Source organism: Catellatospora coxensis (assembly GCF_016862635.1).
In the GTDB taxonomy this organism is placed as follows: domain Bacteria; phylum Actinomycetota; class Actinomycetes; order Mycobacteriales; family Micromonosporaceae; genus Catellatospora; species Catellatospora coxensis.
The window spans coordinates 19,608-45,563 of the sequence record NZ_BONI01000030.1; the positions used below are offsets into that span (position 1 = coordinate 19,608).

Annotated in this window: 26 protein-coding genes; 5 read left to right on the forward strand and 21 right to left on the reverse strand. The window is 73.7% G+C overall.

Annotation, left to right across the window (positions count from 1 at the left end; all coding sequences use genetic code 11):
- Positions 1-25 precede the first annotated feature (25 nt).
- The 13 genes from Cco03nite_RS18635 to uraD are packed head-to-tail and all read right to left on the reverse strand — an operon-like array spanning position 26 to position 13,463.
- Positions 26-1,162, reverse strand: a complete 1,137-nt coding sequence (locus Cco03nite_RS18635; protein WP_203693401.1) for an XdhC family protein — start codon at positions 1,160-1,162, stop codon at positions 26-28.
- Positions 1,155-1,706, reverse strand: coding sequence for a nucleotidyltransferase family protein (locus tag Cco03nite_RS18640; protein WP_203693402.1), 552 nt, complete (start codon positions 1,704-1,706; stop codon positions 1,155-1,157). Before Cco03nite_RS18640 ends, Cco03nite_RS18635 begins: the two co-directional genes overlap by 8 nt.
- 5 nt (positions 1,707-1,711) lie before the next feature.
- The gene (gene alc / locus Cco03nite_RS18645; protein WP_203693403.1) at positions 1,712-2,698 is read right to left on the reverse strand and encodes an allantoicase; all 987 of its coding nucleotides are present in this window, start codon (positions 2,696-2,698) and stop codon (positions 1,712-1,714) included.
- Positions 2,699-2,720: 22 nt separating this feature from the next.
- Positions 2,721-4,022, reverse strand: coding sequence for an allantoinase AllB (gene allB, locus Cco03nite_RS18650; protein ID WP_239167481.1), 1,302 nt, complete (start codon positions 4,020-4,022; stop codon positions 2,721-2,723).
- A complete protein-coding gene (locus Cco03nite_RS18655; protein WP_203693405.1) occupies positions 4,019-5,242 on the reverse strand; it encodes a DUF6986 family protein in 1,224 nt (407 codons plus the stop codon). Before Cco03nite_RS18655 ends, allB begins: the two co-directional genes overlap by 4 nt.
- On the reverse strand, positions 5,242-6,759 hold the full coding sequence (gene aceB, locus Cco03nite_RS18660; RefSeq protein ID WP_203693406.1) for a malate synthase A: 1,518 nt from the start codon (positions 6,757-6,759) through the stop codon (positions 5,242-5,244). Before aceB ends, Cco03nite_RS18655 begins: the two co-directional genes overlap by 1 nt.
- The gene (pucD, locus tag Cco03nite_RS18665) at positions 6,760-9,096 is read right to left on the reverse strand and encodes a xanthine dehydrogenase subunit D (RefSeq protein WP_203693407.1); all 2,337 of its coding nucleotides are present in this window, start codon (positions 9,094-9,096) and stop codon (positions 6,760-6,762) included.
- On the reverse strand, positions 9,093-10,445 hold the full coding sequence (locus tag Cco03nite_RS18670; protein WP_203693408.1) for an 8-oxoguanine deaminase: 1,353 nt from the start codon (positions 10,443-10,445) through the stop codon (positions 9,093-9,095). Before Cco03nite_RS18670 ends, pucD begins: the two co-directional genes overlap by 4 nt.
- Positions 10,445-10,915, reverse strand: a complete 471-nt coding sequence (locus tag Cco03nite_RS18675) for a (2Fe-2S)-binding protein (protein WP_203693409.1) — start codon at positions 10,913-10,915, stop codon at positions 10,445-10,447. Before Cco03nite_RS18675 ends, Cco03nite_RS18670 begins: the two co-directional genes overlap by 1 nt.
- On the reverse strand, positions 10,906-11,757 hold the full coding sequence (locus Cco03nite_RS18680) for an FAD binding domain-containing protein (protein WP_203693410.1): 852 nt from the start codon (positions 11,755-11,757) through the stop codon (positions 10,906-10,908). Before Cco03nite_RS18680 ends, Cco03nite_RS18675 begins: the two co-directional genes overlap by 10 nt.
- On the reverse strand, positions 11,757-12,623 hold the full coding sequence (gene pucL / locus Cco03nite_RS18685) for a factor-independent urate hydroxylase (protein ID WP_203693411.1): 867 nt from the start codon (positions 12,621-12,623) through the stop codon (positions 11,757-11,759). The genes Cco03nite_RS18680 and pucL overlap by 1 nt, the downstream gene beginning before the upstream one ends.
- Positions 12,623-12,949: a hydroxyisourate hydrolase gene (gene uraH / locus Cco03nite_RS18690; protein WP_203693412.1), complete on the reverse strand. Its 327-nt coding sequence runs from the start codon at positions 12,947-12,949 to the stop codon at positions 12,623-12,625. The genes pucL and uraH overlap by 1 nt, the downstream gene beginning before the upstream one ends.
- A gap of 16 nt (positions 12,950-12,965) precedes the next feature.
- Positions 12,966-13,463, reverse strand: coding sequence for a 2-oxo-4-hydroxy-4-carboxy-5-ureidoimidazoline decarboxylase (gene uraD, locus Cco03nite_RS18695; protein ID WP_203693413.1), 498 nt, complete (start codon positions 13,461-13,463; stop codon positions 12,966-12,968).
- A 105-nt stretch (positions 13,464-13,568) separates the two neighbouring features.
- Here uraD and Cco03nite_RS18700 point away from each other — a divergent pair, with 105 nt between their 5' ends.
- Complete coding sequence (locus Cco03nite_RS18700) at positions 13,569-15,137, forward strand: PucR family transcriptional regulator (protein ID WP_203693414.1); 1,569 nt, start codon at positions 13,569-13,571, stop codon at positions 15,135-15,137.
- Between the two features lie 122 nt (positions 15,138-15,259).
- Here Cco03nite_RS18700 and Cco03nite_RS18705 read toward each other — a convergent pair whose 3' ends face one another.
- Positions 15,260-16,246 carry an LLM class flavin-dependent oxidoreductase gene (locus tag Cco03nite_RS18705; RefSeq protein WP_203693415.1) on the reverse strand — a complete coding sequence of 329 codons (987 nt, stop codon included), beginning with the start codon at positions 16,244-16,246 and terminating at the stop codon, positions 15,260-15,262.
- 175 nt (positions 16,247-16,421) lie between these two features.
- Between Cco03nite_RS18705 and Cco03nite_RS18710 the strand changes: the two genes are divergently transcribed.
- The gene (locus tag Cco03nite_RS18710) at positions 16,422-17,039 is read left to right on the forward strand and encodes a TetR/AcrR family transcriptional regulator (RefSeq protein WP_203693416.1); all 618 of its coding nucleotides are present in this window, start codon (positions 16,422-16,424) and stop codon (positions 17,037-17,039) included.
- Positions 17,040-17,244: 205 nt separating this feature from the next.
- Here Cco03nite_RS18710 and Cco03nite_RS18715 read toward each other — a convergent pair whose 3' ends face one another.
- The 4 genes from Cco03nite_RS18715 to Cco03nite_RS18730 all read right to left on the reverse strand — a co-directional run bounded on the left by Cco03nite_RS18715 (position 17,245) and on the right by Cco03nite_RS18730 (position 20,999).
- A complete protein-coding gene (locus Cco03nite_RS18715; RefSeq protein WP_203693475.1) occupies positions 17,245-17,937 on the reverse strand; it encodes a histidine phosphatase family protein in 693 nt (230 codons plus the stop codon).
- Between the two features lies 1 nt (position 17,938).
- Positions 17,939-18,769 (reverse strand): undecaprenyl-diphosphate phosphatase, encoded by an 831-nt coding sequence (locus Cco03nite_RS18720; protein ID WP_203693474.1) that lies wholly within the window; start codon positions 18,767-18,769, stop codon positions 17,939-17,941.
- Positions 18,770-18,775: 6 nt separating this feature from the next.
- Positions 18,776-19,828 (reverse strand): LLM class F420-dependent oxidoreductase, encoded by a 1,053-nt coding sequence (locus tag Cco03nite_RS18725; protein WP_203693417.1) that lies wholly within the window; start codon positions 19,826-19,828, stop codon positions 18,776-18,778.
- Between the two features lie 85 nt (positions 19,829-19,913).
- Positions 19,914-20,999: an acyltransferase family protein gene (locus tag Cco03nite_RS18730; RefSeq protein ID WP_203693418.1), complete on the reverse strand. Its 1,086-nt coding sequence runs from the start codon at positions 20,997-20,999 to the stop codon at positions 19,914-19,916.
- Positions 21,000-21,164: 165 nt separating this feature from the next.
- Here Cco03nite_RS18730 and Cco03nite_RS18735 point away from each other — a divergent pair, with 165 nt between their 5' ends.
- Together Cco03nite_RS18735 and Cco03nite_RS18740 are read left to right on the forward strand one after the other, a co-directional pair.
- Positions 21,165-22,133, forward strand: a complete 969-nt coding sequence (locus tag Cco03nite_RS18735; protein ID WP_203693419.1) for an aldo/keto reductase — start codon at positions 21,165-21,167, stop codon at positions 22,131-22,133.
- 198 nt (positions 22,134-22,331) lie between these two features.
- The gene (locus Cco03nite_RS18740; RefSeq protein ID WP_155375451.1) at positions 22,332-22,523 is read left to right on the forward strand and encodes a DUF5703 family protein; all 192 of its coding nucleotides are present in this window, start codon (positions 22,332-22,334) and stop codon (positions 22,521-22,523) included.
- Positions 22,524-22,589: 66 nt separating this feature from the next.
- Here the strand turns inward: Cco03nite_RS18740 and Cco03nite_RS18745 are convergent, their stop codons facing one another.
- The 3 genes from Cco03nite_RS18745 to Cco03nite_RS18755 form a co-directional block, all read right to left on the reverse strand.
- Positions 22,590-23,075: a hypothetical protein gene (locus tag Cco03nite_RS18745; RefSeq protein WP_203693420.1), complete on the reverse strand. Its 486-nt coding sequence runs from the start codon at positions 23,073-23,075 to the stop codon at positions 22,590-22,592.
- A 79-nt stretch (positions 23,076-23,154) separates the two neighbouring features.
- The gene (locus Cco03nite_RS18750) at positions 23,155-23,805 is read right to left on the reverse strand and encodes a hypothetical protein (protein WP_203693421.1); all 651 of its coding nucleotides are present in this window, start codon (positions 23,803-23,805) and stop codon (positions 23,155-23,157) included.
- Positions 23,806-23,864: 59 nt separating this feature from the next.
- Positions 23,865-25,172 carry a M20/M25/M40 family metallo-hydrolase gene (locus tag Cco03nite_RS18755; protein ID WP_203693422.1) on the reverse strand — a complete coding sequence of 436 codons (1,308 nt, stop codon included), beginning with the start codon at positions 25,170-25,172 and terminating at the stop codon, positions 23,865-23,867.
- A 63-nt stretch (positions 25,173-25,235) separates the two neighbouring features.
- Here Cco03nite_RS18755 and Cco03nite_RS18760 point away from each other — a divergent pair, with 63 nt between their 5' ends.
- Positions 25,236-25,949, forward strand: a complete 714-nt coding sequence (locus Cco03nite_RS18760) for a DUF3159 domain-containing protein (protein ID WP_203693423.1) — start codon at positions 25,236-25,238, stop codon at positions 25,947-25,949.
- The last annotated feature ends 7 nt before the right edge of the window (positions 25,950-25,956 follow it).

Sequence of the window (25,956 nt, forward strand, 5' to 3'; positions counted from 1 at the left end):
GCCCGCGCGGCGGCGGTGCCGGCGGTCAGTGGCCCAGCGGGCTCGCGCGGTGGATGGGGCCGGCCGCGCCGGACAGGACCGCGCCGGTGCCGCCCCAGCGCAGGGCGACGATCTCGGCGGCGATGCTGACCGCGGTCTCCTCGGGGGTGCGCGCGCCCAGGTCCAGGCCGATCGGCGAGCGCAGGCGGCCCAGTTCGGCGTCGGTCAGGCCCTCCTCGCGCAGGCGGGCCAGCCGGTCGTCGTGGGTACGGCGGGAGCCCATCGCGCCGACGTACGCCACGGGCAGCCGCAGGGCCAGCTCCAGCAGCGGCACGTCGAACTTCGGGTCGTGGGTGAGCACGCACAGCACCGTGCGCCCGTCGACGCGCCCCGCGGCGACCTCGCCCTCCAGGTAGCGGTGCGGCCACTCGACGACGACTTCGTCGGCGGACGGGAAGCGCTTCGCGGTGGCGAACACGGCGCGGGCGTCGCAGACCGTCACGTGGTAGCCCAGGAACGAGCCGATGCGGGCCACCGCGGCGGCGAAGTCGATCGCCCCGAACACGATCATGCGGGCGGGCGGGGCGTACGCGTTGACGAACACCGCCAGGTCGTCGCCGCGGCGCTCGCCGTCGGGGCCGTAGTGCAGCATCCCGGTGCGCCCGGCGGCCAGCAGCCCGCGGGCGTCGTCGGCGACCGCCGCGTCCAGGCGCGCGGAGCCGAAGGTGCCCGCGGTGCCGCCCTCCTCGACGACCAGCCGCCGGCCGAAGCGCGGCGAGTCGGCCGGTGCGACGCACGTCGCCACGGCCACCGGGCGGCCCGCCCGGACCGCCGCCACGACCTCGCCGAGCTGCGGGAACGTCTCACGTGACACCTGCTCGACGAACACCTCGATGATGCCGCCGCAGGTCAGCCCGATGGCGTACGCGTCGTCGTCGCTGACGCCGTAGCGCTGCAGCAGCGGCCGCGCCCCGGGGTCGGCGGCGACCTCGGTGGCCAGCTCGTACACGGCCCCCTCGACGCACCCGCCGGAGACGCTGCCGACGGCCTCCCCGCCCGGCGCGACGAGCATCGACGCGCCGGGCCGCCGCGGCGCGGACTGCCAGGTGCGCACCACGGTCGCCACGCCGGACACGCCACCGGAGTCCCAGGCCCGCAGCAGGTCGTCGAGCACGTCACGCATGGGGGACGTCCAGGTCCGCGCCGTCGGAGACGTCGTCGCAGGGCACCGTCTCCACGTCGTGCTTGGCGAGGTAGGGCCGGGCCCCGACGTCGCCCACGGCGAGCGCCGCCGCTCCGGCCCAGTGGTCGCGGCCGAGCAGCACCGGATGCCCGCCGTCCCCGCCGTACGTGGCGACGCGCAGTGTGGCCGGGCCCGCGCCCGCCCCGACCCGGCGCACCGCCTCCGGAGTGATCCCCGGTGTGTCCACCAGCAGCACCACTACAGCGTCCACCTGCGGCGGCAGCGCCGCCAAACCGGCCCGCAGGGACGAGCCCATGCCGGTCCGCCACTCCTTGTTGATCACCACGTGCGCGCCGGGCAGCGCCGGGGCGCGCCCGGCTCCCGCGCCGAGCACGACCACGATCGGATCGCAGTCGCCGTCGCGCAGCGTCCGCAGCGCGTGTCGCACCATCAGCTCCCCGTCGCCCGGCACCACGGCCAGTGCCTTGGGCATCCCGTACCGCCGCCCGGCCCCCGCCGCGAGCAGCAAACCCCCGATCGCCATGTCTCTCAGCCTCCCCCAGCCTCCTGATCCGTCCACGGTGCGGCGAGCTCGTCCCGGGCGGCGGCCGTCAGGCTGCCGTACAGGCGCAGCCGGGCCATACCGCCGTCGGGGTAGATGTCCAGGCGAGCCCCGTGGACCGGCCACTCGTGCGTGAGCCGGAACCGGTGCCGGGTGTCGGGCTGCAGCCGGGTGCGCGGCAGCAGCGGTTCGCCGCCACTGCCGGTCAGCGCGGCCCAGCCGGGGGCGTTGCCCTTGAAGTGCGAGGTGTCCAGCTCGGCCAGCTGGAGCACGCCGGGCGCGGCCAGCCGCACCTCGACCCAGTCGTTGCCGGCGTCGCGCCGCCGCCGGGTCTCCCAGCCGTCGCCCATGACGGCCGCCAGGCCGGGCAGCAGCAGGTTGCCGGGCGAGCCGTAGAAGCGGTCGCTGCAGTCGACGACGCGGCCGCCCAGCTCGGCGGCGGCCAGGTCGACGGTGTCGGGCAGCAGGCGCGGGTCGGGGGCGGGCGTGCCGTGCACCCGCAGCCGGGCCACGCCGCCGTCGGGGTGGATGGTCAGCCGGACGTGGGTGACCATCCGCCCGGCGTCGACCGGGAAGCGGTTGCGGGTGTCGCCGTGCAGCGGCGAGCGCTCGACCAGCGGGAACCAGTCCGCGTCGGCCAGCTCGGCGGGCGAGGGGTAGCCGGTGACCCGGCAGCCCTCGACGGTCGCCTCGGGCGGGTAGTTGCCGGTGAAGAACGCGGTGTCGACGACGACGCCGTGCACGTGGCCGGGCGCGCCGAGCCGGATCACGGCGTGGTCGTGGCCGGGTTCGCGGCGGCGGCGGGTCTCCCAGCCGTCGTACACCTGGCCCTTCGCGCCGAAGGTACGCGGGGTGAAGGTCGGCGCCCACGGGTTGACCAGGTTGTCGCGCTCGGCGAAGAACTCGTCGTTGGCGGCGACGACACTGCCGCCGACCGCCCGCGAAGCGAGATCGAGCAGTTCCTCGAAGCTCATGCCTTCTCCTCGCTGCGCTCGCTCATGCCCCGCCCCCGGGCCGGAGCAGGCGGCCGATCGGTTCCACGCCGGCGAGGCGGCCGCGCAGCCAGGTGTCGCGGACCACGCCGCGCAGCGGCATGCCGTCGTACGGCGAGACGTGGTGGCGGTGCAGCAGCCGGCTCGCGTCGACGGTGAACTCGGCGTCGGGGTCGAAGGCGACCAGGTCGGCGTCGGCGCCCTCGGCGATGCGGCCCTTGCGCGGCAGCCCGACCAGGTCGGCGGTGTTGCCGGCCATCCAGCGCACCACGTCGGCCAGGCCGTGCCCGCGCCGGGCCGCGGCGGTCCACACCAGCGGCAGCCCGAGCTGCACGGACGCGATGCCGCCCCAGGCCGAGCCGAAGTCGCCGGCCTTCAGTTCGGGCGGGCACGGCGAGTGGTCGGACACCACGCAGTCGATCACGCCGTCGGCCAGCGCCTGCCACAGCGCGTCCTGGTGCGACTTGTCCCGGATCGGCGGGCAGCACTTGTACTGCGTCGCGCCGTCGGGCACCTGGGACGCGTCGAGGGTGAGGTAGTGCGGGCAGGTCTCGGCGGTGACCCGGACGCCCTCGCGGCGGGCCGCGGCGAGCAGCGGCAGCGCGTCGGCGGCGGCCAGGTGCAGGATGTGCACCCGCGCGCCGGTACGCCGGGCCGCCTCGATCGCGGCGGCCACCGCCCGGCGCTCGGCCTGCGGCGGGCGGGACGCGACGAAGTCGGCGAAGTGCTCCCCGTGCGCCTCGGTGACCAGCGTCGGGTCCTCGGCGTGCAGCACGAACAGCGCGTCGACCGCGCCGAGCGCCTCCTCCAGCCCGGCCGGGTCCAGCGGCGGGAACTCGGGCACACCCGAGTCGATGAGGAACGCCTTGAACCCGAACACGCCCTGGCTGTGCAGCGCGGGCAGCTGTCTCGCGTTGCCGGGCACCGCGCCGCCCCAGAAGCCGACGTCCACGAAGCACTGCTCGACCGCGGCGGCCCGCTTGACGTGCAGCGCCTGCACGTCGACGGTGGGCGGGACCGAGTTCAGCGGCATGTCGACGATGGTGGTGACACCGCCCGCGGCGGCGGCCCGGGTGGCGCTGTCGAAGCCCTCCCACTGGGTGCGCCCCGGCTCGTTGACGTGCACGTGGGTGTCGACCAGGCCGGGCAGCAGCGCGCACTCCCCCAGGTCGATGACGTCGTCGCCGGACAGCGCCTGGAAACCGGCGACCGCGGCGATGACTCCGTCGCGGATGCCGACGTCGGCGGGCCTCTCGCCGTCCGGGGTGAGTGTCCGGTGCGAGCGCAGAATGAGGTCGTAGTTCACAAGGCTTCCAGCATAGATCGATCGACACCGAATTCGCCGACATCCAGCGCGCCACATGTCGCGGCGCGTCGCAGGAAGCCGGACAGGGCCCGCGCGGTCGCGGGTTCGTCCAGGTAGCCGGTGCCGCGCGCGCCGCTGTCGCGCTGCGCGGCGCTGTCACGCCCGTCGAGCCAGGCCCGCAGCCTGGTCGCGGCCGCCGGCGCACCCTCCCGGAAGAAGGTGTACGCGGCCGCGTAGCGCGTCGGCAGCTGCGCCGGATGCAGGTCCCAGCCCTGGTAGAAGCCGCGTTCCAGGCTGCGGCGGACCAGCCGCAGGTGCAGCGCCCAGGCGGCGTGCACGGCCGCGGTGTCGCCGACCGGCAGCACGTTGGTCGAGCCGTCGACGACGCGTACCCCGGTGCCCGCCGCGGCCACCTGCATGACCTGCTTGGCGTGGTCGGCGGCCGGATGCTCCATGGATTGGCACGCCGCCGCGATGCCGAGTGCCGCCGAGTAGTCGTACGTGCCGTAGTGCAGCCCCACGCAGCGCCCCTGCGACGCGTGGATCATCGCGGGCAGCGGGCAGGTCCCGTCCGGGCCGAGGATCGCCTGCGGCATCTCGACCTGCAGCTCGAAGCGCAGCTGGCCGGCGGCCGGTTCGAGGTGGCGGCACAGCCACACCAGGGCCTCGACCTGGTCCGCCGAACTGACCTTCGGCAGCGTGAGCACGAAGTTCGGCGGGATCGTGCCCAGCGCGTCGAGCAGCCGTTCCAGCGTGCGCAGCGCCCGGGGCCGGGTGTCGGGCTCGAGGCTCTTGATCCGTACGCCGGTGAACGGGGCCGGCCGCGCCGCCAGGAACGCGGCGACGCTGCGGGCGTGCGCGTCCTCGGTGGCGTCCTCGCGGCGGCCGTAGCCGTCCTCGAAGTCCACCCGCAGGTCCTCGATCGGCTCGGTGGACAGCTTGCGCCCGATCCGCTCGTGCAGCTCCTCCGGGTAGGGCAGCCCGTGCTCGGACAGCGCCGCGAGGGCCTGCTCGCCCCAGCGCTCGGCGAGGCCGGTGCGCACCCGGTCGGCGGGCACGTACACGGTGTGCAGCGGCTGGCGGTCGGACGGCTCGTCCGGCCGGCGGTCGAGCAGCAGGCCGTCGGCCGCGGCCAGCCTGCGGTCCAGCTCCCGTTCGGGCAGCTTGACCACCGCGTCGCGCGGCACGCCGGGCGACTCTCCCGGTCCGGCGGGCCGCATCAGTCGATCAGCTCCCCGGCCGGCAGGGTCAGGAATTCGGTGAAGTCGTCGGACAGCGCGACCTGCTCGAAGATCCTGCGGGCGGGGGCGTAGTCGTCCCCGAGCGTGTCCATCTCCGCCTGGATCAGCTGTTCCAGCAGGTCACGCGTGATCGGGGTGCCGTCGGCGAGGTCCGCGCCGTTGTGCATCCACTGCCACAGCTGCGAGCGGGAGATCTCGGCGGTGGCGGCGTCCTCCATCAGGTTGTTGATCGCGGCCGCGCCGTTACCGGCCAGCCACGACCGGATGTAGCGGATCCCGACGTCGATGTTGGCGCGTACGCCCGCCAGCGTGATCTCGCCGGGCGTGGTGCGCACGTCCAGCAGGTCGTGGGCGGTGACGTGCACGTCCGGGCGCTGCCGGGTGAGCTGGTTCGGTGCTCCATCCAGCGCCTGCTCGAACACCTCCAGGCAGATCGGCACCAGGTCGGGGTGCGCGACCCAGGAGCCGTCGAAGCCGTCGGCGGCCTCGCGCTGCTTGTCCTCGCGCACCTTGGCCAGCGCGGTCGCGGTGACGCCCGGGTCGCGCCGGTTCGGGATGAACGCCGCCATGCCCCCCATCGCGTACGCGCCACGGCGGTGACACGTCTTGACCAGCAGCTGCGCGTACGCCCGCAGGAACGGCGCGGCCATTGTCACCTGTCCCCGGTCGGGCAGCGTGTACGCCGGGAACGCGCGGAACTTCTTGATCAGGCTGAACAGGTAGTCCCAGCGTCCGGCGTTCAGCCCGCTGGCGTGGTCGCGCAGCTCCCACAGGATCTCGTCCATCTCGAACGCGGCCGTGATCGTCTCGATGAGCACGGTGGCCCGGATGCTGCCGTACGGGATGCCCAGCAGCTCCTGCGCGGCCGTGAACACGTCCTGCCACAGCCGGGCCTCGAGGTGGCTCTCCATCTTGGGCAGGTAGAAGTACGGGCCGCTGCCGCGGGCCAGCAGCTCGGCCGCGTTGTGGAAGAAGTGCAGGCCGAAGTCGACCAGCGCGGCGACGCCGGGCTCCCCGTCGACCTCGAAGTGGCGCTCGTCGAGGTGCCAGCCGCGGGGGCGGACCACGATGGTGGGCAGCGGGCCGGGGTGCAGCGCGTACAGCTTGTCACCCTGCTGGAGGCTGATGGTGCGGCGTACCGCCTCGTAGAGGCTCTGCTGGCCGCCGATGACGTTGGCCCAGTGCGGGGTGTTGGCGTCCTCCAGGTCGGCCAGCCACACCTTCGCGCCCGAGTTGAGCGCGTTGATGGTCATCTTGCGGTCGGTCGGGCCGGTGATCTCGACGCGGCGGTCGACCAGGTCGGCCGGGGCGGGTGCGACGGTCCACTCGCTCTCGCGGATCTCCGCCGTGTCCGGCAGGAAGTCCAGCGTGCCGGTGCGGTCGATCTCCTCCTGCCGGGCCCGGCGCGCCGCGAGCAGCTCGTCGCGGCGGGGGCGGAAGCGGCGCTGCAGCTCGGTGACGAACCGGACCGCTTCGGGCGTCAGGATCTCGGTCACTCATACCCCCACGATGTGTTCGGGCCGGACCGGCACCCGGGTCAGCGCGGCCCCGGTGGCCGCCCGGATCGCCGCGACGACGGCCGGTGTGGATGAGATCGTCGGCGGCTCGCCGACTCCGCGCAACCCGTAGGGCGAGTGCGGGTCGGCCAGTTCGAGCACGTCCACTGTCATCGGCGGCATGTCCATGATCGTAGGGAGCAGATAGTCGGTGAAGGACGGATTACGCACCTTCCCGTCCACGACCTGGATCTCCTCCATCAGCGCCAGGCCGAGGCCCTGGGCGGTCCCGCCCTGGATCTGGCCGGTGACGGCGGCCGGGTTGACGGCCTTGCCGACGTCCTGCGCGGTGACGATCTCGACGACTTTCACCAGGCCGAGCTCGGTGTCCACGTCGACGGTGGCCCGGTGCGCGGCGAAGGCGTACTGCACGTGCGCGTCGCCCTGCCCGGTCTCCGGGTCGAGCGGGAACGTCGGCCGGTGCCGCCACTGCACGGTCTCCTCGATCGCCCCGTCCGCGAGCAGCTCGGCGATGTCGGCGACCACCGTGCCGTCCTCGCCGAACACCTGACCGTCCGCCAAACGCAGAGCTGTTTCCCCTGCTCGCCCGCCCTCCGATGATGGCAAGGTGCCCTTCCTATACGTATGGCGATGGGAAGGTGCCCTTCCTTCGAGACGGGTCAGCAGGCGGTCGCGGATGGCCTGGCAGGCGGCGCGAACGGCGCCGCCGGTCATGTAGGTCTGGCGGGAGGCGGAGGAGGAGCCGGCGCTGCCGACGGCGGTGTCGGCGGGGGCGATGGTGACCTGGTCGACGCCGAGCTCGGTGCGGACGATCTGGGCCTGGACGGTGACCAGGCCCTGGCCGACCTCGGCGGCGGCGGTGTGCACCAGGACGGCCGGGCGGCCGGCGATCAGTTCCAGGCGGACGCGGGCGGTGGCGTAGTCGTCGAAGCCCTCGGAGAAGCAGACATTCTTGATGCCGATGCCGTAGCCGACGCCGCGGACCACGCCCTCGCCGCGGGTGGTGTTGGCGGTGCCGCCGGGCGGGAAGTCGGCCTGCCCGGCCGGTGGCTTGGCCTGCACCAGGCGGAGCAGTTCGGCGACCGGGGCCGGGCCTTCGACGAGCTGGCCGGTGGGCATGCGGTCGCCGGTGTGCAGGGCGTTGCGGACCCGGACCTCGACCGGGTCCAGGCCGAGGGCCGCGGCGAGCTTGTCCATCTGGGACTCGTACGCGAAGCACGCCTGGACCGCGCCGAAGCCGCGCATCGCCCCGCAGGGCGGGTTGTTGGTGTAGAGCCCGTAGGCGTCCATGACGACGTTCGGCACGTCGTACGGGCCGATGCCCAGCGTCGCCGCGTTCGCCACGACCGCGCCGGAGCTGGACGCGTACGCGCCGCCGTCGAGCAGGATGCGGGCCTTGACGTAGACGAGGCGGCCGTCGGCGTCCGCGCCGTGCTCGTAGCGCAGCCGGGCCGGGTGGCGGTGCACGTGGCCGAAGAACGACTCCTCCCGGCCGTACACCATCTTCACCGGGCGGCCCGTGTGCAGGGCCAGCAGGCACGCGTGCACCTGCATGGACAGGTCCTCGCGCGCGCCGAACGCGCCGCCGACCCCGGCCAGGGTAAGCCGGACCTTGTCGGCGGGCAGGCCCAGGCACGCGGCCACCTGCTGCTGGTCGACGTGCAGCCACTGGGTCGCGATGTACAGGTCGACGCCGCCGTCCTCGGCGGGCACGGCCAGCCCCGACTCGGGGCCGAGGAACGCCTGGTCCTGCATGCCGACCTCGTACTCCCCGGTCACCACGACCGCGGCGGTCGCGTGCGGGTCGCCGCGCCGGATCGGCACGTGGCGCAGCAGGTTCGGCCGGTCGGCGTGCACCCGCGGCGCGCCGGCGTCGTCGAGCGCCGCCTCGGGGTCGGTGACCGGGTCGAGCACCTCGTACGTGATCCCGATCGCCTGGACGGCGCGCCGCGCGGTCTCCGGATGGTCTGCGGCCACGACCACGATCGGCTCGCCCTGGTAACGCACCTCGTCGGCGGCCAGCACCGGCTGGTCGACGTGCTCCAGCCCGTACAGCCGCCGACCGGGCACGTCTTCGTGCGTGAGCACCGCGTACACCCCGGGAATCCGCAGCGCCGGACCGAGGTCCAGCCCCGTGATCCGCGCCCGGGGGTGCGGGCTGCGCAAGGTCGCGCCCCACAGCATGTCGTCGGCCCACAGGTCGGACGAGAACGCGAACTCCCCCGTCACCTTCAGCCGCCCGTCCGGCCGCAACGGCGAAGCCCCCACCCCACCCGTCACGGTGGCCGCCAGCCCCACATGCACTGTCGTGGTCATCGGCCGGCCTTTCGGAGGAGGGTGCGGCTGACGCGGGTGAGGTCGCGGGCCAGGGAGTCCTCGTCGGGGTGGACGAGGCGGCCGTGGCGGACGACCGGGGTGCCGCCGACGAGCAGGGCTTCGACGCGGGCGGGCGGGCCGAAGACGAGGGCGGCGACCGGGTCCTCGATGCCGGCGTGGCCGAGGTCGTCGATCCGCCACAGGGCCACGTCGGCGAGCTTGCCCGGCTCCAGGGCGCCCAGCTCGCCGTCGCGGCCCAGGCAGCGGGCCCCGCCGGTGGTGGCCAGGGCGAGCGCCTCGCGGGCGGTCAGCGCGGCCGGGCCGCCGCGCAGCCGGGCCGCCAGCATCGCCTGGCGCAGCTCCGGGCCCAGCTCACCGGCCTCCTGCGAGGCCGCGCCGTCGACGCCGAGGCCGACCGGAGCGCCCACGTCGAGCAGGTCGCGCACCCGGGCGACGCCCGCGCCGAGGCGGGCGTTCGAGCTGGGGCAGTGCGCCACGCCGGTGCCGGTCGCGCCGAGCCGGGCCACCGCCGCGTCGTCGAGGTGCACCCCGTGCGCCAGCCACACGTCGTCGCCGAGCCAGCCGAGCTTCTCCGCGTACTCCACGGGCGTGCAGCCGAAGCGGTCGCGGCAGAACGCGTCCTCCTCGACCGTCTCGGCGAGGTGGGTGTGCAGCCGCACGTTGTGCGCGCGGGCCAGGGACGCGGCCTCGCGCATCAGGTCCGAGGTGACCGAGAACGGCGAGCAGGGCGCGACGGCGACGCGCACCATCGCCGACGCGGACGGGTCGTGGTGCCGCTCGATCGCGGCGGCGGTCCCGGCCAGTGCCGCGCCGGTCGACTCGACGATGTTGTCCGGCGGCAGCCCGCCCTGCGACGCGCCGAGGTCCATCGAGCCGCGGCAGGCGTGCAGCCGTACGCCGACCGACGCGGCCGCCTCGACCTGCGTGCCGATCAGGTCGCCCGAGCCGCGCGGGAACACGTAGTGGTGGTCGGCGGCGGTGGTGCACCCGGACAGCGCCAGCGCGCTCAGGCCCGCGGTCGTGGTGACGTACACGAGCTCGTCGTCGAGCCCGGCCCACACCGGGTACAGCTCGACGAGCCAGTCGAACAGGTTGCTCTGCTGGGCCAGCCCCCGGGTGGCCCACTGGTACAGGTGGTGGTGCGTGTTGACCAGGCCGGGCGTGGCCAGGCAGCCCCGGCCGTCGATGACCTGGTCGGCGGGTCCGTCGTAGTCGCCCGCGCCGACCTCGGTGATCCGGTCGCCGTCGATGACGAGGTGCCCGCGCGGGTACTCCGCGCCCGCCGCGTCGACGGTCGCGATCGCGCAGCCGGTGATGACGGTCCGCATCACGACCCCGCCCCACCGGCCGCGGCCAGGCGTACCGCGTCCATGATCTTCTCGTAGCCGGTGCAGCGGCACAGGTTGCCGGCCAGCGCCTCGCGGATCTCGGGGTCGCTCGGGTGCGGGACGCGGGCCAGCAGGTCGTGCACCGAGACGATCAGCCCCGGGGTGCAGAAGCCGCACTGCACGGCCCCGGTCTGCAGGAACGCACGCTGCACCGGGTCCAGCTCGCCCTCCGGGGCCAGCCCCTCCACGGTGCGCACGTCGCGCCCGGCGGCCTGGCCCGCGGCGACCAGGCAGGCGCAGACCGCGGTCCCGTCCAGGTACACCGTGCACGAGCCGCACTCGCCCTGCTCGCAGGCGTTCTTGCTGCCGGGCAGGCCGAGCCGCTCGCGCAGCACGTAGAGCAGGCTCTCGCCCGCCCAGACGTCGTCGGCGGTCCGGGTCGTGCCGTTGACCGTGCAGGTCAGCCGCATAGGTCCCTCCAGGCCCAGGTCAGGGTGCGCTGGGCCAGGACGGCCAGCGCGTGGCGGCGGTACGCGGCGGTGCCGCGCACGTCGTCGATCGGGGACGCGGCCGCGGCGACCAGCTCGCCGAAGCGCCGCGCCACGCCGGGTTCGAGCGCGGCGAGGGTGTCCCAGGGCAGCTGCCCGGCGGCGAACAGCTCCGCCTCGGTCGCCCGGCGCGGGGTGGGCGCGGCCGAGCCGATGCCGGTGCCGACCTCGCGCCGGCCCGGGTGCAGGGCCAGCGAGAACGAGCTGACCGCGATCACCATCGCGTTGCGGGTGCCGATCTTCGAGAACTGCTCCGGGCCGTCGGCGGGCCGCACCCACACCGCGGCGATCAGCTCGTCCGGGGCGAGCACGCTGCGTTTGGGACCGGTGAAGAACTCCGCGACCGGCACCAGCCGGGTGCCGCGCACCGAGGCCAGCTCGACCTGGGCGCCGGAGGCCAGCAGCGGCGGGTGGCCGTCCCCGGCGGGCGAGGCCGAGCCCAGGTTGCCGCCGAGGGTGCCCCGGTTGCGGATCTGCGGCGAGCCGACCGTGCGCGCGGCCATGGCCAGCCCCGGCAGGCGGTCGCCCAGCTCCTCGATGATCCGGGTGTACGAGACGCCCGCGCCGACGCGCAGCAGCTCCCCGTCCATCGCCCAGGTCGTCAGGTCGCCGATGCGGGTCAGGTCGAGCAGCACACCCGGCCGCCGCCGGTCGAAGTTCAGCTCCACCATCACGTCGGTGCCCCCGGCGATCGGCACCGCGTCCGGCCGCTCCGCCCTGATCGCCAGGGCGTCGGCCCAGGTCGGCGGGGTCATGAAGTCCATCAGGCTGCTCCCAGTTCCCACGCTAGCCCCGGCTCGGGAGCGCCGTCGCGCCGCACCGAGCCCTCGATCAGGCCGTACGGGCGGTCGGCCGCGAAGTACACCGCGTCGGGGTTGTCCAGGCCGAACGGCGACAGGTCGACCAGGAAGTGGTGCCGGTTCGGCAGCGCCAGCCGCACCTCGGCGACCTCGGGCACCTGCTCCAGCACCCGCTCCCCCATCGCGTACAGGGTCTGCTGCAGCGAGCGGCTGTACGTGTCCACGAACGCGCCCACCAGCCCGTCCCGGACCCCGTCGAAGGCCGCGTTCCAGTCCACGTCGAGCGTGGCGAACCGCCAGCGGGCGTCGACGGCCGTGGCCAGGATGCGGTCGTCGGCCTCGGGCAGCGTCGTGTACCGGTCGCGCGGGAAGCCCTTGAACTGCGAGCCGGTCGTGTTCAGCAGCGTCAGCCCGTGCAGCCCGCCGACGGCCCAGGCCCGCTCCGCGGTCGCGGTCAGCGTCGCGGTGCGCACCTCGTCCCCGGCGCGGGCGAACGAGTGGCCGCCGAGCCGCCGCCAGCCGTACGCCTCGACGTGCACCTGCGCCCGCTCGATCGCCTCCTGCCCGGTGACGAAGTGGCGGGCCAGCCGCAGCCCGAACTCCTCGATGCTCGCGAAGCCGTCCCGGGCGAACGCGTACACCGTGTTCTTCTGCGTGTCGGTGGGCAGCACGTCGGCGTTGTCGCCGGTCAGGTGCGTCGCGTCGAGGCGGCCCGCGAGGCGGGTGCTGACGTTCAGGTCGGTCAGCTCGTGGCGCGCGCCGTCGCGGACCACGGTGACCAGCCGGCACTCGGCCTTGCCGTACCGGTTCGGTCCGAGGTGGAACGTCATCAGGACCCCCGGTAGGTGGTGTAGCCGAACTTGCTCAGCAGCAGCGGCACGTGCAGGTGGCGGGTGGTGTCGGTGACGTCGAAGACCACGGTCACCTCGGGGAAGAAACTGCCGAGCCCCTGGTACGCCGCGACGTCGAAACGCAGCCCGTAACGGCCCACCAGCCACTGCTCGGCGGGCACCCAGTCGGCGAGCCGCCCGTCGGCGTTCGTGGTCCCGGTCGCCACGACGACCCAGCCGTACTGCCCCATCCGCTGCAGCGTGACCTGCACGTCCGCGGCGGGCTCCCCCCGGCAGGTGTCCAGCACATGCGTCGACAAGGTCATCCGGCGCTCCACTCCGTCATGTCCCGAACAACCGGTCAAGGCGCAGCAAGGTGATCGCCGTCAGCTCGCGGCGTACCACGTCGCGCTCGGCTGCCTCGTCGTTGGCCAGCCGCCGCCGGGCCGCGGCGAGCATCTCGTCCGCGGATTTGCCGCTCGCGAAGATGAGGAAGACGTGGCCGAAGCGGTCCTCGTACGCCCGATTGGCCTCGACCAGGGCCGCCGCGGTCTGCTCGTCGGCAGACGCGGCCCCCGACTGCTCGCGCCGCGACCAGGCCGCCTCCCGGCCCGCGCCCGCGGCCCGCTCGCCGATGCGCGGGTGCGCGTCGAGGGCCTGCCGCACGTCCGGCCAGGACAGCGCCGCGACCGCCCCGGCGGCGACCTCGCGCAGCTCGCCGAGGCTCGCGTACGGCCGCCCGGCCGTCACCGCCCGCGCCCATGCGCTCGACGCGTTGCAGGTCAGCAGCTCGCGTTCGGCGTCGGGGGCGGGCAGAGCGTTGAACTCGGCCGGCGACATGGAATGAGTCAACTGCCCCGCCCTCTGGCGCTGAAGGGTGAGAAGGACCGAAACTGCAACAAAGCCTGGCTAGGCTCTTTGGAGGTTACGACAAAGGCGGTGCGCATGCGGCTACGTGACGTGCTGGAACAGCCGGGTGTCCGGCTGCCGGTGCTCGCCGGGGAGGGCGAGCTGGACCGCCCCGCGCAGCTCGCGTACACCACGGACCTGCTCGACCCCGGCCGCTACCTCGCGGGCGGCGAGGTCGTGCTGACCGGCATGATGTGGCGGCGCGAGCCCGCCGACTCCGAGCTGTTCGTCGCAGCGCTCGCCGGAGCCGGGGTCGCCGCGCTCGGCGCGGGCGAGGCGCTGCTCGGGCCGGTCCCCGCCGACCTGGTCGAGGCCTGCCGGCGGCACCGGCTGCCGCTGTTCGCGGTGCCCGCCGAGGTGTCCTTCCGCGAGGTCACCGAACGCATCAACACGGTGCTCTGGGCCGAGCGCGAAGCCGGGGCGCTGGCCGCCCGCAGCCGCCGCCGGGGCCTGGTCGCCTCCCTCGCCGCCGGGGCGGACCTCGCCGAGGTCTGGCCCGCCACCGGAGCCTGGGTGCTGACCAGCACCGGCCGCGCCATGGTCGGCGAACGCGGCGGCGCGCCGCACGACCTCGCCGTCGGGCGGCGGCTCGCGACGGCGTTCCTGCGCGCCGACAACCTGCCCGCCCGCCTCCGGATCGGCGAGCAGGAGTTCCACCTCGACGCGCCCGCGCCCGCCGCCGCGCCGGGCATGCGCTTCGTCGCCTGCGCCGACCCGGGCCTGCTCGAAGAACTCGTCGAACTGACCGCACTGGACGCGGCCCGCTCCGACCGCGCGCGCCGGATCGAGCGCCGCCTCGCCACCCACCTCGCCGACGCACTGACCTCCGCCACCGACCCCGCCGAAATCACCCCCGCCCTCCACGCCTGCGGCCTACCCCCCACCGGCCCATACACCGTCCTCGTCGCCTCCCTCCCCACCCCGTACCCCTCCGGGCCCGCTTCCGGCGCGGCCGGCAGTTTCGGGGAAAGCAAACGAAACGGGTTCGCGAAAGGTGCGGTTTCCCCGAAACTGCAGAGCGCCGACGGCGCAGCCGTCGCGGTGGTCGAGGAGATGGTCCCGGGAGCGGTCGTCGCGGGCGTGGGCGGGGAGGTCGTGGCGGTGGTCGCGGGCACCGGCGGGCTCGATGAGCTGCGCGAGGCGGCACGGCATCTCACGACGGCGGCTCGGGGCACGCGGTTCGCGGCAGGCGTGAGCGAACCCGCGGCGACCGTCGCCGAACTCGCGGGGGCGCTGTCACAGGCCCGGCACGCGCACGGGTACGCCCTCGACCGGCCGGACCGGGTGTCGGTCGTCGGCAGCGACGAGCTGGCCTCGCACGACCTGCTGCTCGCGGGCGTGCCCCGGGCGGCCCGGCAGGCGTTCGCCGACCGGCTGCTCGCGCCGCTGCGGGCGTACGACGCCGACCACCACGCCGACCTGGTGCGCACCCTGCAGACGTTCCTGGCCTGCGACGGCTCGTGGACGCGCTGCGCGAGCGCGATGCACCTGCACGTCAACACGCTGCGCTACCGCATCCGCCGCATCGCCGACCTCACCGGCCGCGACCTCGACCGCTTCGCCGACCGCGTAGACCTCTACCTCGCCCTGCGCCTCGACACCTGACGCCCGCCCGTCATGATCGCTCGACTTGCCAGGCACCTGGGCGTATGACCGCTCAAGATACGCACGAGTGCCCGGCAAGTCGGACGATCTTCGGCCTTGCCGCGGCCCGCCGAGAACGCCCGTCAGGCGTGGGCGGGTTGCATGGCCTCGGCGAGCAGGGCGACCGAGCGCAGGCGGGCCGCGCCGGTGGCGTGGTGGGCGACGATCAGCTCGTCGACGCCCGCCTGCCGGACGAACGCGTCGAGGTAGGCGCGCACCTCGGCGGGCGTCCCGAGGGCCGAGTACTGCAGCATCTGGTCGACGTGCGCGCCCGCGCCCTGGGCCAGCAGCTGGTCGGCCTGCTCGTCGGTGAAGGTCTGCCCGCGCCCGAACAGGCCCGTGGCGAACGCGCGCCGGGTGCCCTGGAACTGCTCCCGGGCCTCGGCGGTGGTGTCGGCGGCTACGACGTTGACCCCGGCGATCACGTACGGCCGGTCGAGCTGCTCGGACGGCCGGAACTCCCGCCGGTACGCCGCCACTGCGGCTTCCAGGGCCTGCGGCGCGAAGTGCGAGGCGAACGCGTACGGCAGGCCGAGCGCGGCGGCCAGCGTCGCCCCGAACAGCGACGAGCCGAGGATGTACAGCGGCACCTGGGAGCCCTTGCCCGGCACCGCGTCCACCCCGGGGATGCGGGACTTGCCGGCCAGGTAGGCCTGCAGTTCCAGGACGTCGTTCGGGAAGCCCTCGGCCGACTGCGCGTCGCGGCGCAGGGCGCGCATGGTGTTCTGGTCCGAGCCGGGAGCCCGGCCCAGGCCGAGGTCGATGCGCCCGGGGTACATGGCGTCGAGGGTGCCGTACTGCTCGGCGATGGTCAGCGGGGTGTGATTGGGCAGCATGACGCCGCCCGCGCCGAGCCGGATCTCGCGGGTGAACGTGCCGACGTGCGCGATCAGCACGGCCGGGGCGGAGGACGCGATCGTGGGCATGTTGTGGTGCTCGGCGTACCAGACCCGACGGTAGCCGTGCTCCTCCGCGGCGCGGGCCAGGTCGACGCTGGCCGCGATGCTCTCGCGCGGGGTCTCGCCGGGGCCGATGCGGGCCAGATCGAGGATGGAGAGCGGGATCGTCATTACGGCTGTCCTTCTGACTCGACGGGCACCGACCGGCCCGGTGGGTCGGCGAGACCTGGCACGATCTCGCCGACCACGGCCGGTGCAGGCGGTCCGGCATGAAACGGAGCGCTTGCTCCGCCTGCTCCTCGACCGTAGCACCGAAACGGAGCAGCCGCTCCGGTAGGGTGTGTGCATGCCGTCACCCTCGGCCGCCACGCCCGCGGCCGCCCCGCGCAGCGACGCAGCCCGCAATCGCGGCCGGCTGCTCGACGCCGCGGCCGGGCTGATCGCCGAACGGGGCAGCGACGTCGACGTACGCGAGATCGCCCGCCGGGCCGAGGTCGGCATGGGCACCCTCTACCGGCACTTCCCCACCAAGGAGGCGCTGCTCGACGCGGCCCTGGAGCACGTGTTCACCTCGTGGGCCACCGCGGCGTCGGCCGCGCTGACCGGCCGCGCCTGGGCTGATCTGAGCGGGTTCCTCGCCGACGCGCTCACCCGGCAGACGGCGTCCCCGGGACTGCTCGACGCGTACTGCCAGGCGCTGCCCGGCCAGGCCGGCAACACCGCCCGCCAGCACTGCCGCCAGCAGGTCGGCCCGCTGATCGCGGAGCTGGTCCGCGCCGCCCACGCCTCCGGCGAGCTGCGCCCCGACATCACCGCCGAGGACGTGTCCCTGCTGCTCGTCGCCCTCGGCCGGATCGCCCCGGTCGTGCCCGAGCCGTCCTGGCGCCGCATCCTGCACGTCACCCTCGACGGCCTGCGCGCCACCTCGGCCACCCACCTGCCCGACCCCGACCGGCCCAGCTGACGAACCCGCCGCCATCGGCCGGCGCCCGGACGGCACCCGGACGGTGCCCGGACGGTGCCCGCCACGCGCCGCCCACCATAGACGTTGGCCTATCTCGTCGAGTTTTCGCGACTCGGAGTCGACGGGATAGGCCAACGTCTATGAAGTAACGGGGTGTCTGGCAGCGCACGCCACCCGGACGGGACGGGTGCCGAGGCGAGTGGGGTCAGGCGCCGCCGCCGAGGACGGCGTCGCTCTCGGCGGTCTCCTCGGCCGGTGGGCGATGCTTGTGCAGCAACGCGGAGACCGGGGTGCCGGTGTCGTTGACGCGCAGCACGAACGGCCGCTGCGGCGTGTAGCGGATCGCGGTCACCGAGGACGGCTCGACCGAGATGCGCTGGAACAGGTCCAGGTGCATGCCGAGCGCGTCCGCCACGATCGCCTTGATCACGTCGCCGTGGCTGCAGGCGAGCCACACCGCGTCATGGCCGTGGGACTCGCTGATCCGGGCGTCCCAGGCACGTACGGCGGTGACGGCGCGGTTGGCCATCGCCGCCATCGCCTCCCCGCCCGGGAACACGACCGCGGCCGGGTGGTGCTGCACGGTCGACCACAGCGGGTTGTCGGCCAGCTCCTTGAGCGAGCGCCCGGACCACTCGCCGTAGCCGCATTCGCGCAAACCCTCCTCGGTCACCGGCGCGACGCCGGGCAGGGCGAGCTCGAGGGTCTGCCGGCAGCGGACCAGCGGGCTGGTCACCACGACGGCCAGCGGCAGCCCGGCGAGCCGGCCCCGGGCCTGCTCGGCCTGGGCGACGCCCAGCTCGTCGAGCTCGACGGGCAGGTCTCCGGCGAGGATGCCGTCGGCGTTGGCGGTGGTGCGTCCGTGCCGCAGCAGCAGTAGCGTGGCCACGATCGCCAGCCTAGGTGGCGGAGATGGTGTTCGTGGCGAGCAAGGCGATGATCGCGCCGCCCAGGATCACCCGATACCAGACGAACGCCATCAGAGAGTGGTGCGCGACGAACTTCAGCAGCCAGGCGATCGAGGCGTACGCCACGAGGAAGCTGACGATCGTGCCGACGATCAGCGAGGCGGCCGTGACGGTGGGGCTGCCCAGCGCCTCGGGCAGCTCGTAGATGCCGGCGGCGACGAGCGCGGGCACGCCGAGGAAGAACGACAGCCGGGTGGCGGTGACCCGGTCGATGTCGCGCAGCAGACCGGTGGTGATGGTGGCGCCGGACCGGGACACGCCCGGGATCAGGGCCAGGCACTGGGCGAAGCCGATGACGATCGTGTCGACCAGGCGCAGCTGCTTCTCGCCGCGGGTCTGGGTGGCGGCGTACTCGGCGAAGGCCATCACGCCGCTCCACACGATCAGCGACCCGGCCACGAACCACATGCTGCGCAGCGGGCCGGTGATGAGGTCGCGGCCGAGGAAGCCGACGATGCCGATCGGGATCGAGCCGGCGATGACGTACCAGGCGAACTTGTAGTCGAAGATCTGGCGCGCCTGCGCCGAGAACAGGCCCTTGAACCAGGCGCCGGCCAGGCGGGTGATGTCCTTGAAGAAGTACACCAGCACCGCCGCGATCGCTCCGATCTGGATCACGGCGGTGAAGGCGGTGACTGCGGGATCGTCGATCGGCAGGCCCATCAGCTTTTCGGTGATGGTCAGGTGTCCGGTGGAGGAGATCGGGAGGAATTCGGTGATCCCCTCCACGATGCCCAGCACGATCGCCTGCCAGATCTCGATTTCCACTTAGTCTCCCAGTCCGCTCTCCGCGTACGCCTCGGCCACCGTACGCAAGGTCTCCTTGCCGGAGTCGGCGTCTGCGACGAACAGCGCCAGCGACAGCGTAGTCACGCCCGATTCGGCGAAGTCACGCAGGCGTCGCGCGATGCGCTCCTTGGGACCCAGCAGTGAGGTGCGGTCGATGAACTCCATCGGGATCGCCGCGGCGGCGTCGCGCTGGCGGCCGGCCAGGTACAGCTCCTGGACCTGCGCGGCGGCGTCGCCGTAGCCCATACGGGTGGCGAGCTGGTTGTAGAAGTTCTGCTGCCGGCTGCCCATGCCGCCGACGTACAGCGCGGCGTAGGCGCGCACGAGTTCGGCGCACATCTCGATGTCGTCGCCGACGACGACGGGCACGCTGGGCACGACGTCGAAGCCGTCCATGGTCTTGCCCGCCTTGGCGCGGCCGGCGGCGATCTGGCCGAGCTGCTCGGCCGCGAACTCGGGCGCGTAGAACACGGCGAGCCAGCCGTCGGCGATCTCGCCGGCCAGTTCCAGGTTCTTCGGCCCGACCGCGGCGAGGTAGACCGGGATGTCGGTGCGCAGCGGGTGGAAGTTGAGGCGCAGCGCCTTGCCGGGGCCGTCGGGCAGCGGCAGGGTGTGGAACTCGCCGTCGTAGGTGACCTGCTTGCGGGACAGGGCGAGCTTGACGACGTCGACGTACTCGCGGGTGCGCGCCAGCGGCTTGGCGAAGCGCACGCCGTGCCAGCCCTCGGAGACCTGCGGGCCGGACACGCCCAGGCCGAGGCGGAACCGGCCGCCGGACAGCGTGTCGAGGGTCGCGGCGGTCATCGCGGTGGCGGCGGGGGTGCGGCCGGGGATCTGCATGACGGCGCTGCCGATGTCGATGCGCTCGGTCTGCGCGGCGATCCAGGAGAGCAGGGTCGGCGAGTCCGAGCCGTACGCCTCGGCCGCCCAGACCACCGAGAAGCCGAGCCGGTCGGCCTCCCGCGCCAGGGCCAGCAGGTTTTCGGGCGTGGACCACGGCGTCAGATAGCCGATGTTGAGACCGAGTCGCATGGTGACCTCCGTTGGCCGGGCCGCGTCGGCGGCGGTGGGCCAACGTTACCGAGTGGTAGGAATCTTGGGAAGGACGACCCCCGGCTCAGCGTGCGGGCACGCCGGACGGCGCTCGCACCACGTCCGGGGCGGGGCGGCGCGGCGCGGGAGCGGACGGCAGCAGCGCCGGCGGCCGCTTCGCGGCGAGGTCCTCGACCCAGCCGAAGCACAGCACCGCACCGGCTGTGAGCACGGCCGCGACCGCGACGGTGAGCACCGGCGGCCCGGCCAGCGGACCGAGCAGCCACAGCCCGAACGCCACCATCGGCAGCTGCCACACGTAGACGGTCACCGCCCGCGCGTTGAGCAGCGCGACCGCCCGGCGCAGCGGCCCGGCCAGCCGGTCCAGCCGCGGCCGGGCCCGCAGCGCCACGAGCACCACCGCCGTGCCCCACAGCACCGGCACCAGCTGGTCGTGCAGCCCCTCCCGATCGGCGGCGGCGCGCAGCAGCGCGGCCGCGCCCAGCGCCCCGGCGGCGGCCAGGCAGACGGGCCAGGCCAGCCGGTCCAGCAGCCCGGACTCGCGGGCGTACCCGAGCACCCACGCGGTGCCGTACGCCGCGGTGCTCCAGATCACATCGGTGACCGCGTTGCTCGGCAGCCGGACCACGGTCGACAGCAGCACGGCCGCCACCAGCGGGGTCAGCAGCGTCGCCACCGGAGCGCGCTCGAACAGCCAGCGCAGCACCGGGGAGAGCAGCACGAACCACAGGTAGACGCGCAGGTACCACAGCGCGACGACCAGCGCCGCGCCCCACTCGCTGCCCGGCGGGTTCACCAGCGGGAACACCCACGGGATGAGATCGGTCCAGGTGAACGGGTGCCAGCCGTGCAGCAGCATCAGCGGCACCCCGATCGCGCCGAGCAGCCACAGCGGCGGCAGCAGGCGGCGCAGCCGCGAGCGCACGGTGCGCGCCGCGCCGCCCCGGCGCAGCGACACCGCGGTCAGGTAGCCGGCGAGGCCGAACATGACCCACATCGCGGGCAGCAGCGTGGTGAGCGCACCCAGTGGCGCGGTGTGCTGCAGGAACACCCGCACGATCGCGGCGGCGCGCAGGGTGTCGATGTAGGGGCTGCGGGAACGGGCGGTGGCGGGCTCGGCCGGGCTTCCACCGGCCGTACTGCTCGACATGATGGTTCGGCGCTCCTGGGGCTGGGTCGACCGTGCACCTCAACCACAGCTCACTTCCCTCAAAACCAGCTGGGTAAACCGGTCCCGCAGCACGTTCTGTGCCGCATGTCGCGCGCGCCACCCACCGACCCCCGTCGCGGTGTCAAGCCGAATACAGTTCACCCCATGCAGCAACGACCGCTGGGCCGTAGCGGGCTGGTGGTCTCCCGCCTGGCCCTGGGCACCATGACCTGGGGCCTGGACACCGATCCGGACGACGCGGGCGCACAGCTCAAGGCGTATGTGGACGCCGGCGGCACGCTGCTCGACACCGCCGACGTGTACGCCGACGGCGAGGCCGAAGCCGTGCTGGGCACGCTGCTGGACGCCATGGTCGCCCGCGACGACGTGCTGATCGTCGCCAAGGCCGGGCTGCGGGCACGGGCCGGCCGCCGCCACGACGGCTCGCGCGGGCACCTGCTGCGCACCCTCGACACCACGCTGCGCCGCCTCGGCGTGTCTTATGTGGACCTGTGGCAGGTGCACGGGCACGACCCGGACACCCCGTGGGAGGAGACCCTGGCCGCGCTCGACCACGCGGTCAGCTCCGGCAGGGCCCGCTACGCCGGTGTGTCGAACTTCTCCGGCTGGCAGACCGGCCGCGCCGTGACCTGGCAGCAGGCCTGGCCGGGCCGCGCCCCGATCGTGGCCACCCAGATGGAGTACTCGCTGCTGCAGCGCGGCATCGAACGGGAGGTGCTGCCCGCGGCGGCGGCCCTGGGCCTGGGCGTGCTGCCCTGGTCACCACTGGGCCGCGGGGTGCTGACCGGCAAGTACCGCCACGGCCGCCCGGCCGACTCGCGGGCCGCGTCACCGCACTTCGAGCGCTCGGTGCTGCCGTACCTGCAACCGCGCTGCTCGGCGATCGTCGAGGCGGTGGCGACCGCCGCCGACGGCCTGGGCGTGTCCGCCGCCGAGGTCGCCCTGGCCTGGGTGCGCGACCGCCCCGGGGTGACCGCGCCGATCCTCGGCGCCCGCAACGTCGGCCAGCTCGTCGCGGCACTCCAGGTCGAGGAGATCGACCTGCCCCCCGAGATCTCCCGCGCCCTCGACGACGTCTCCGCGATCCCCCTCGGCTACCCCGAGCTGGAGTAGATCATCCGACTTGCCCGGCACCTGTGCGTATCTTGACCGGCCATTCACCCGGTTGCCTGGCAAGTCGAACGATCAAGGGGCGCCGGGCGGCGTGAAGCAGGATGTTATGCCCCAAAAGGCCCCCGAACAGGCGTAATACCTTCAGATAGGGTGCCCGCCGTGCTTGCCTGACCTGGGAGCGAGGTGCACCATCGCTCTATGGACTACGAATACGCACCGCTGCGGTTACCTCCGGATGTCGATCGGTTGACCGCCGCGGTGCGGCTCGCGATCCAGGCCGAGTACGGCGGCTGGGAACTGGCCCGCGTGCAGCTGATGAAGGACGGCACCCGCAAGGTGCTGCTTCGCCGGCCGCTGCGGGCCTTCCCCTTGCCCGGCCTGTCCGCCTGACGCTGCGACCAGGGCACCCCCACGCCGCCCGGCCCGGCGGCGGGTGCCGACGCGCGCGGACGAACGTTATTTGATGACGTAGAACTCAGGATGGGCCAGCCAGGCGGCCATCGCGGCGGCGTCGACGAAGAAGACGGTGTCGTCGTCGGCGGCGGCCACGCACCGTCCCGCCCGTTCGAAGAGCTCCCGAATGCCCGCAGGCGGCGGATCGTGGAGGTCGATGTAGACCCACCCGTCGGCCTCGACCGCCAGCCGGTGCGCCATGCGGCCCAGCGCGGGCCTGCCCGCCGGATCACTGACCCCGATGTGCACCTGCACCTGGCAGGCCATCTCCACGCCCGCGGCCGACTCCAGCGGTGCCGTCTCCTCGGGGCCGAACTCGAAGTCTGTCGCCTCCAGGTAGTAGGCGTAGGGCCGCCCCGCCGCGTCGTACCAGTCGCGTGTGCGGTCGGCGTGCCGGACCAGGCCCTCGGCCCGGAACGCCGCCTCGACCAGCGGCTCGACCAGCGCGGCGGGCAGCGGGCTGAAGACACACAACGCGGTTCCACCCATGGCCGACGAGTATGCCCCCAGGAACACGGACGGCGCGCCCCGTTTCCGGGAGCGCGCCGTCGTCAGGCGGAGCAGGACGTCAGTCCTGGTCCTCCATGATGTCGCCGTTCAGGTGCTCGTCCAGGCGGGCCACCAGCTTGTCGGAGGCGCCCAGGGTGAACGGGCCGTTGGCGTCGGTCTCCTCGAAGTCGTCGGGCTCCAGGGACTTGTCCACCTCGGCGACGGTGACGATGCCGTCCAGCGGCTCCAGCTCCGGGATGTCCAGCGCGGCGAGCGAGCCGTCGGAGCTCTGCAGCAGCTCCAGCACGGCGTCGGCGACCGAGGCCACCGGCTCGGAGTCGCCGTCGCTGAGACCGGCCTCACGGCGGGCCAGCTCGGCGGCGTTGATCAGCGCGGAGACGCTCGGGATCAGGTAGTCGCGGCGCTGGCGGACCGAGATCACCTTCGGGTGCGGGTCGGTCGGGGCCTGCTCGGCGGCGACGAGGTCGGCCATGAACCGGTCGGCCTTCTCCAGGTCGATCGGCTCCACCTCCCAGGGCAGCGGCTCGCCGTACGTCTCCGAGAGGGCGTCGTCGTAGGTGACGGCGGCGTTGTTGAACGCCACGTAGGCACGCCAGACGTCATCGCTGTCGACCTCGCCCTTGGCGTCGCGTACTGCGGCCAGGTGCGCCCGGGCGGCGGTGATCATCTCTTCCAGCGCGGCCTCGACGGCGGCGTGGTTGTCGCTCATTACTCGGTTACTCCTTCATACGACGAGACAGGCCGGTTCCCGGCCGCGCACGACCGGGCCTAACTCTGCCGCAGGAACCTGTCCAGAACCCGCACGCCGAACTGTAGTCCCTCCACCGGCACGCGCTCGTCGATGCCATGGAACAACGCGGAGAAGTTCAGATCGGGCGGCAGGCGCAGCGGCGCGAAGCCGAAGCAGCGGATGCCGAGCCGGGCGAACGACTTGGCGTCGGTGCCGCCCGACAGCATGTACGGGACCGCGTGCGCGCCGGGGTCCTCGGCCTTGAGGGCGAGCGCCATCGCGTCGACCAGCGCCCCGTCGAACCCGGTCTCCAGCGCGGGCTGGCGGTGAATCGACTCTATCTCCAGATCCGGCCCGAGCACCTCCGCGAGCTGCTCGCGGAACAGCTCGAACTGCCCCGGCAGGGTCCGGCAGTCGATCGTGGCACTGGCCCGGCCGGGGATGACGTTGTCCTTGTAACCGGCGTTCAGGCGGGTCGGGTTGGCGGTGTTGCGGATCGTGGCGCCGATCATGGTGGCGATCGGGCCGAGCTTGGCGATGGCCGCCTCGGGGTCGTCCGGGTCGATCTCGATCTGCAACGCCTCGCCGACCTCCTCCAGGAAGGCCCGCACGGTCGGGGTCACCACGACGGGGAAGCGGTGGCGGCCCACCCGGGCGACCGCCTCGCACAGCGCCGTCACGGCGTTGTCGTCGTGCACGAACGAGCCGTGCCCCGGGCGGCCGGTGGCGTGCACGCGCAGCCAGTCGATGCCCTTCTCGGCCGTCTGGATCATGTACAGGCGCAGGTCGTTGCTGACCGTGTAGGAGAAGCCACCGACCTCGCCGATCGCCTCGGTGCAGCCCTCGAACACGTCGGGGTGCTCCTCGACCAGGAACTTCGCGCCCCAGTCGCTGCCCGCCTCCTCGTCGGCGGTGTAGCAGAGCACGATGTCGCGCGGCGGCACGTAGCCGGCGCGCTGCCAGTCGCGCACCACGGCCAGCGACATGGCGTCGAAGTCCTTCATGTCGACCGCGCCGCGACCCCAGATGAAGTCGTCCTTGATCTCCCCGGAGAAGGGGTGCACCGACCACTCGCTCGCGTCAGCGGGCACGACGTCCAGGTGGCCGTGCACCAGCAGCGCCCCGCGCGAGGGGTCCGCGCCCGGGATGCGGGTGACCACGCTGGCCCGGCCGGGCCGGCTCTCGAACAGCTGCGGGTCGAGGCCGACCTCGCTGAGCTTGGTCGCGACGTACTCGGCGGCGGCCCGCTCGCCGGCGCTGGTGGCCAGATCACCCGTATTGGTGGTGTCGATGCGGATCAGGTCGCGGCAGAGGTCGATAACCTCGTCAGTGGCGGGCGTACGCATAAGGATCTTCCTACCAGGTCGGGCCGGAATGTCCCAGCCCAGGACGCGGGCGCTTCCCGGCCGATGCTGGACAGGCTAGGCTCACCTAACCCGACGACCGCTGGAGATCACGTGACCGCCACCCGGCCCGACCCCGCCGGTGAGACCTTCGCCGAACTGCTCGGCGGACGTCGTGCCGCCCTCGACGCCACCGTCGGCCCGCTGGCGTTCGGCGTCGCGTTCGTGGCCGGCGGCCGGTCGATCGAGTGGGGCGTCGGCGCGGCGGTCGCGGTCACCGCGGCGATCGGGGTGTGGCGGCTGCTGCGCGGCGACAAGCTCGGCGCGGTCCTGGTCGGCCTGCTCGGCGTGGTCGTCGCGGCGCTGATCGCGCTGTACACCGACCGCCCCGAGGCGTTCTTCCTGATCCGCATCGCCACCAACGCCGCCAGCGCGCTGGCCTGGGCGGTCAGCATCGTGCTGCGCTGGCCGCTGCTCGGCGTGGTCGTCGGCGGCGTGCTCGGCCAGCGCGGCACCTGGCGGCGCGACCCGGCGCTGCTGCGCGCCTACAGCCGGGCCAGCTGGATCTGGGTGATGCAGTACGTCGTGCGGCTCGCGGTGTGGCTGCCGCTGTTCTGGGCGGGGCAGGCCGAGGCGCTGACGGTCGCCACGATCGCGCTGACCTGGCCGGTGGTCGCGGCGTGCCTGGCCGTCAGCTGGTACGTGATGCGAAAGTCGCTGCCCGTGGGGCACCCAGGCCTGCGCCACCCCGTGATCGACAAGGAGCCGGCGGGGGTCTAGCCTCGCC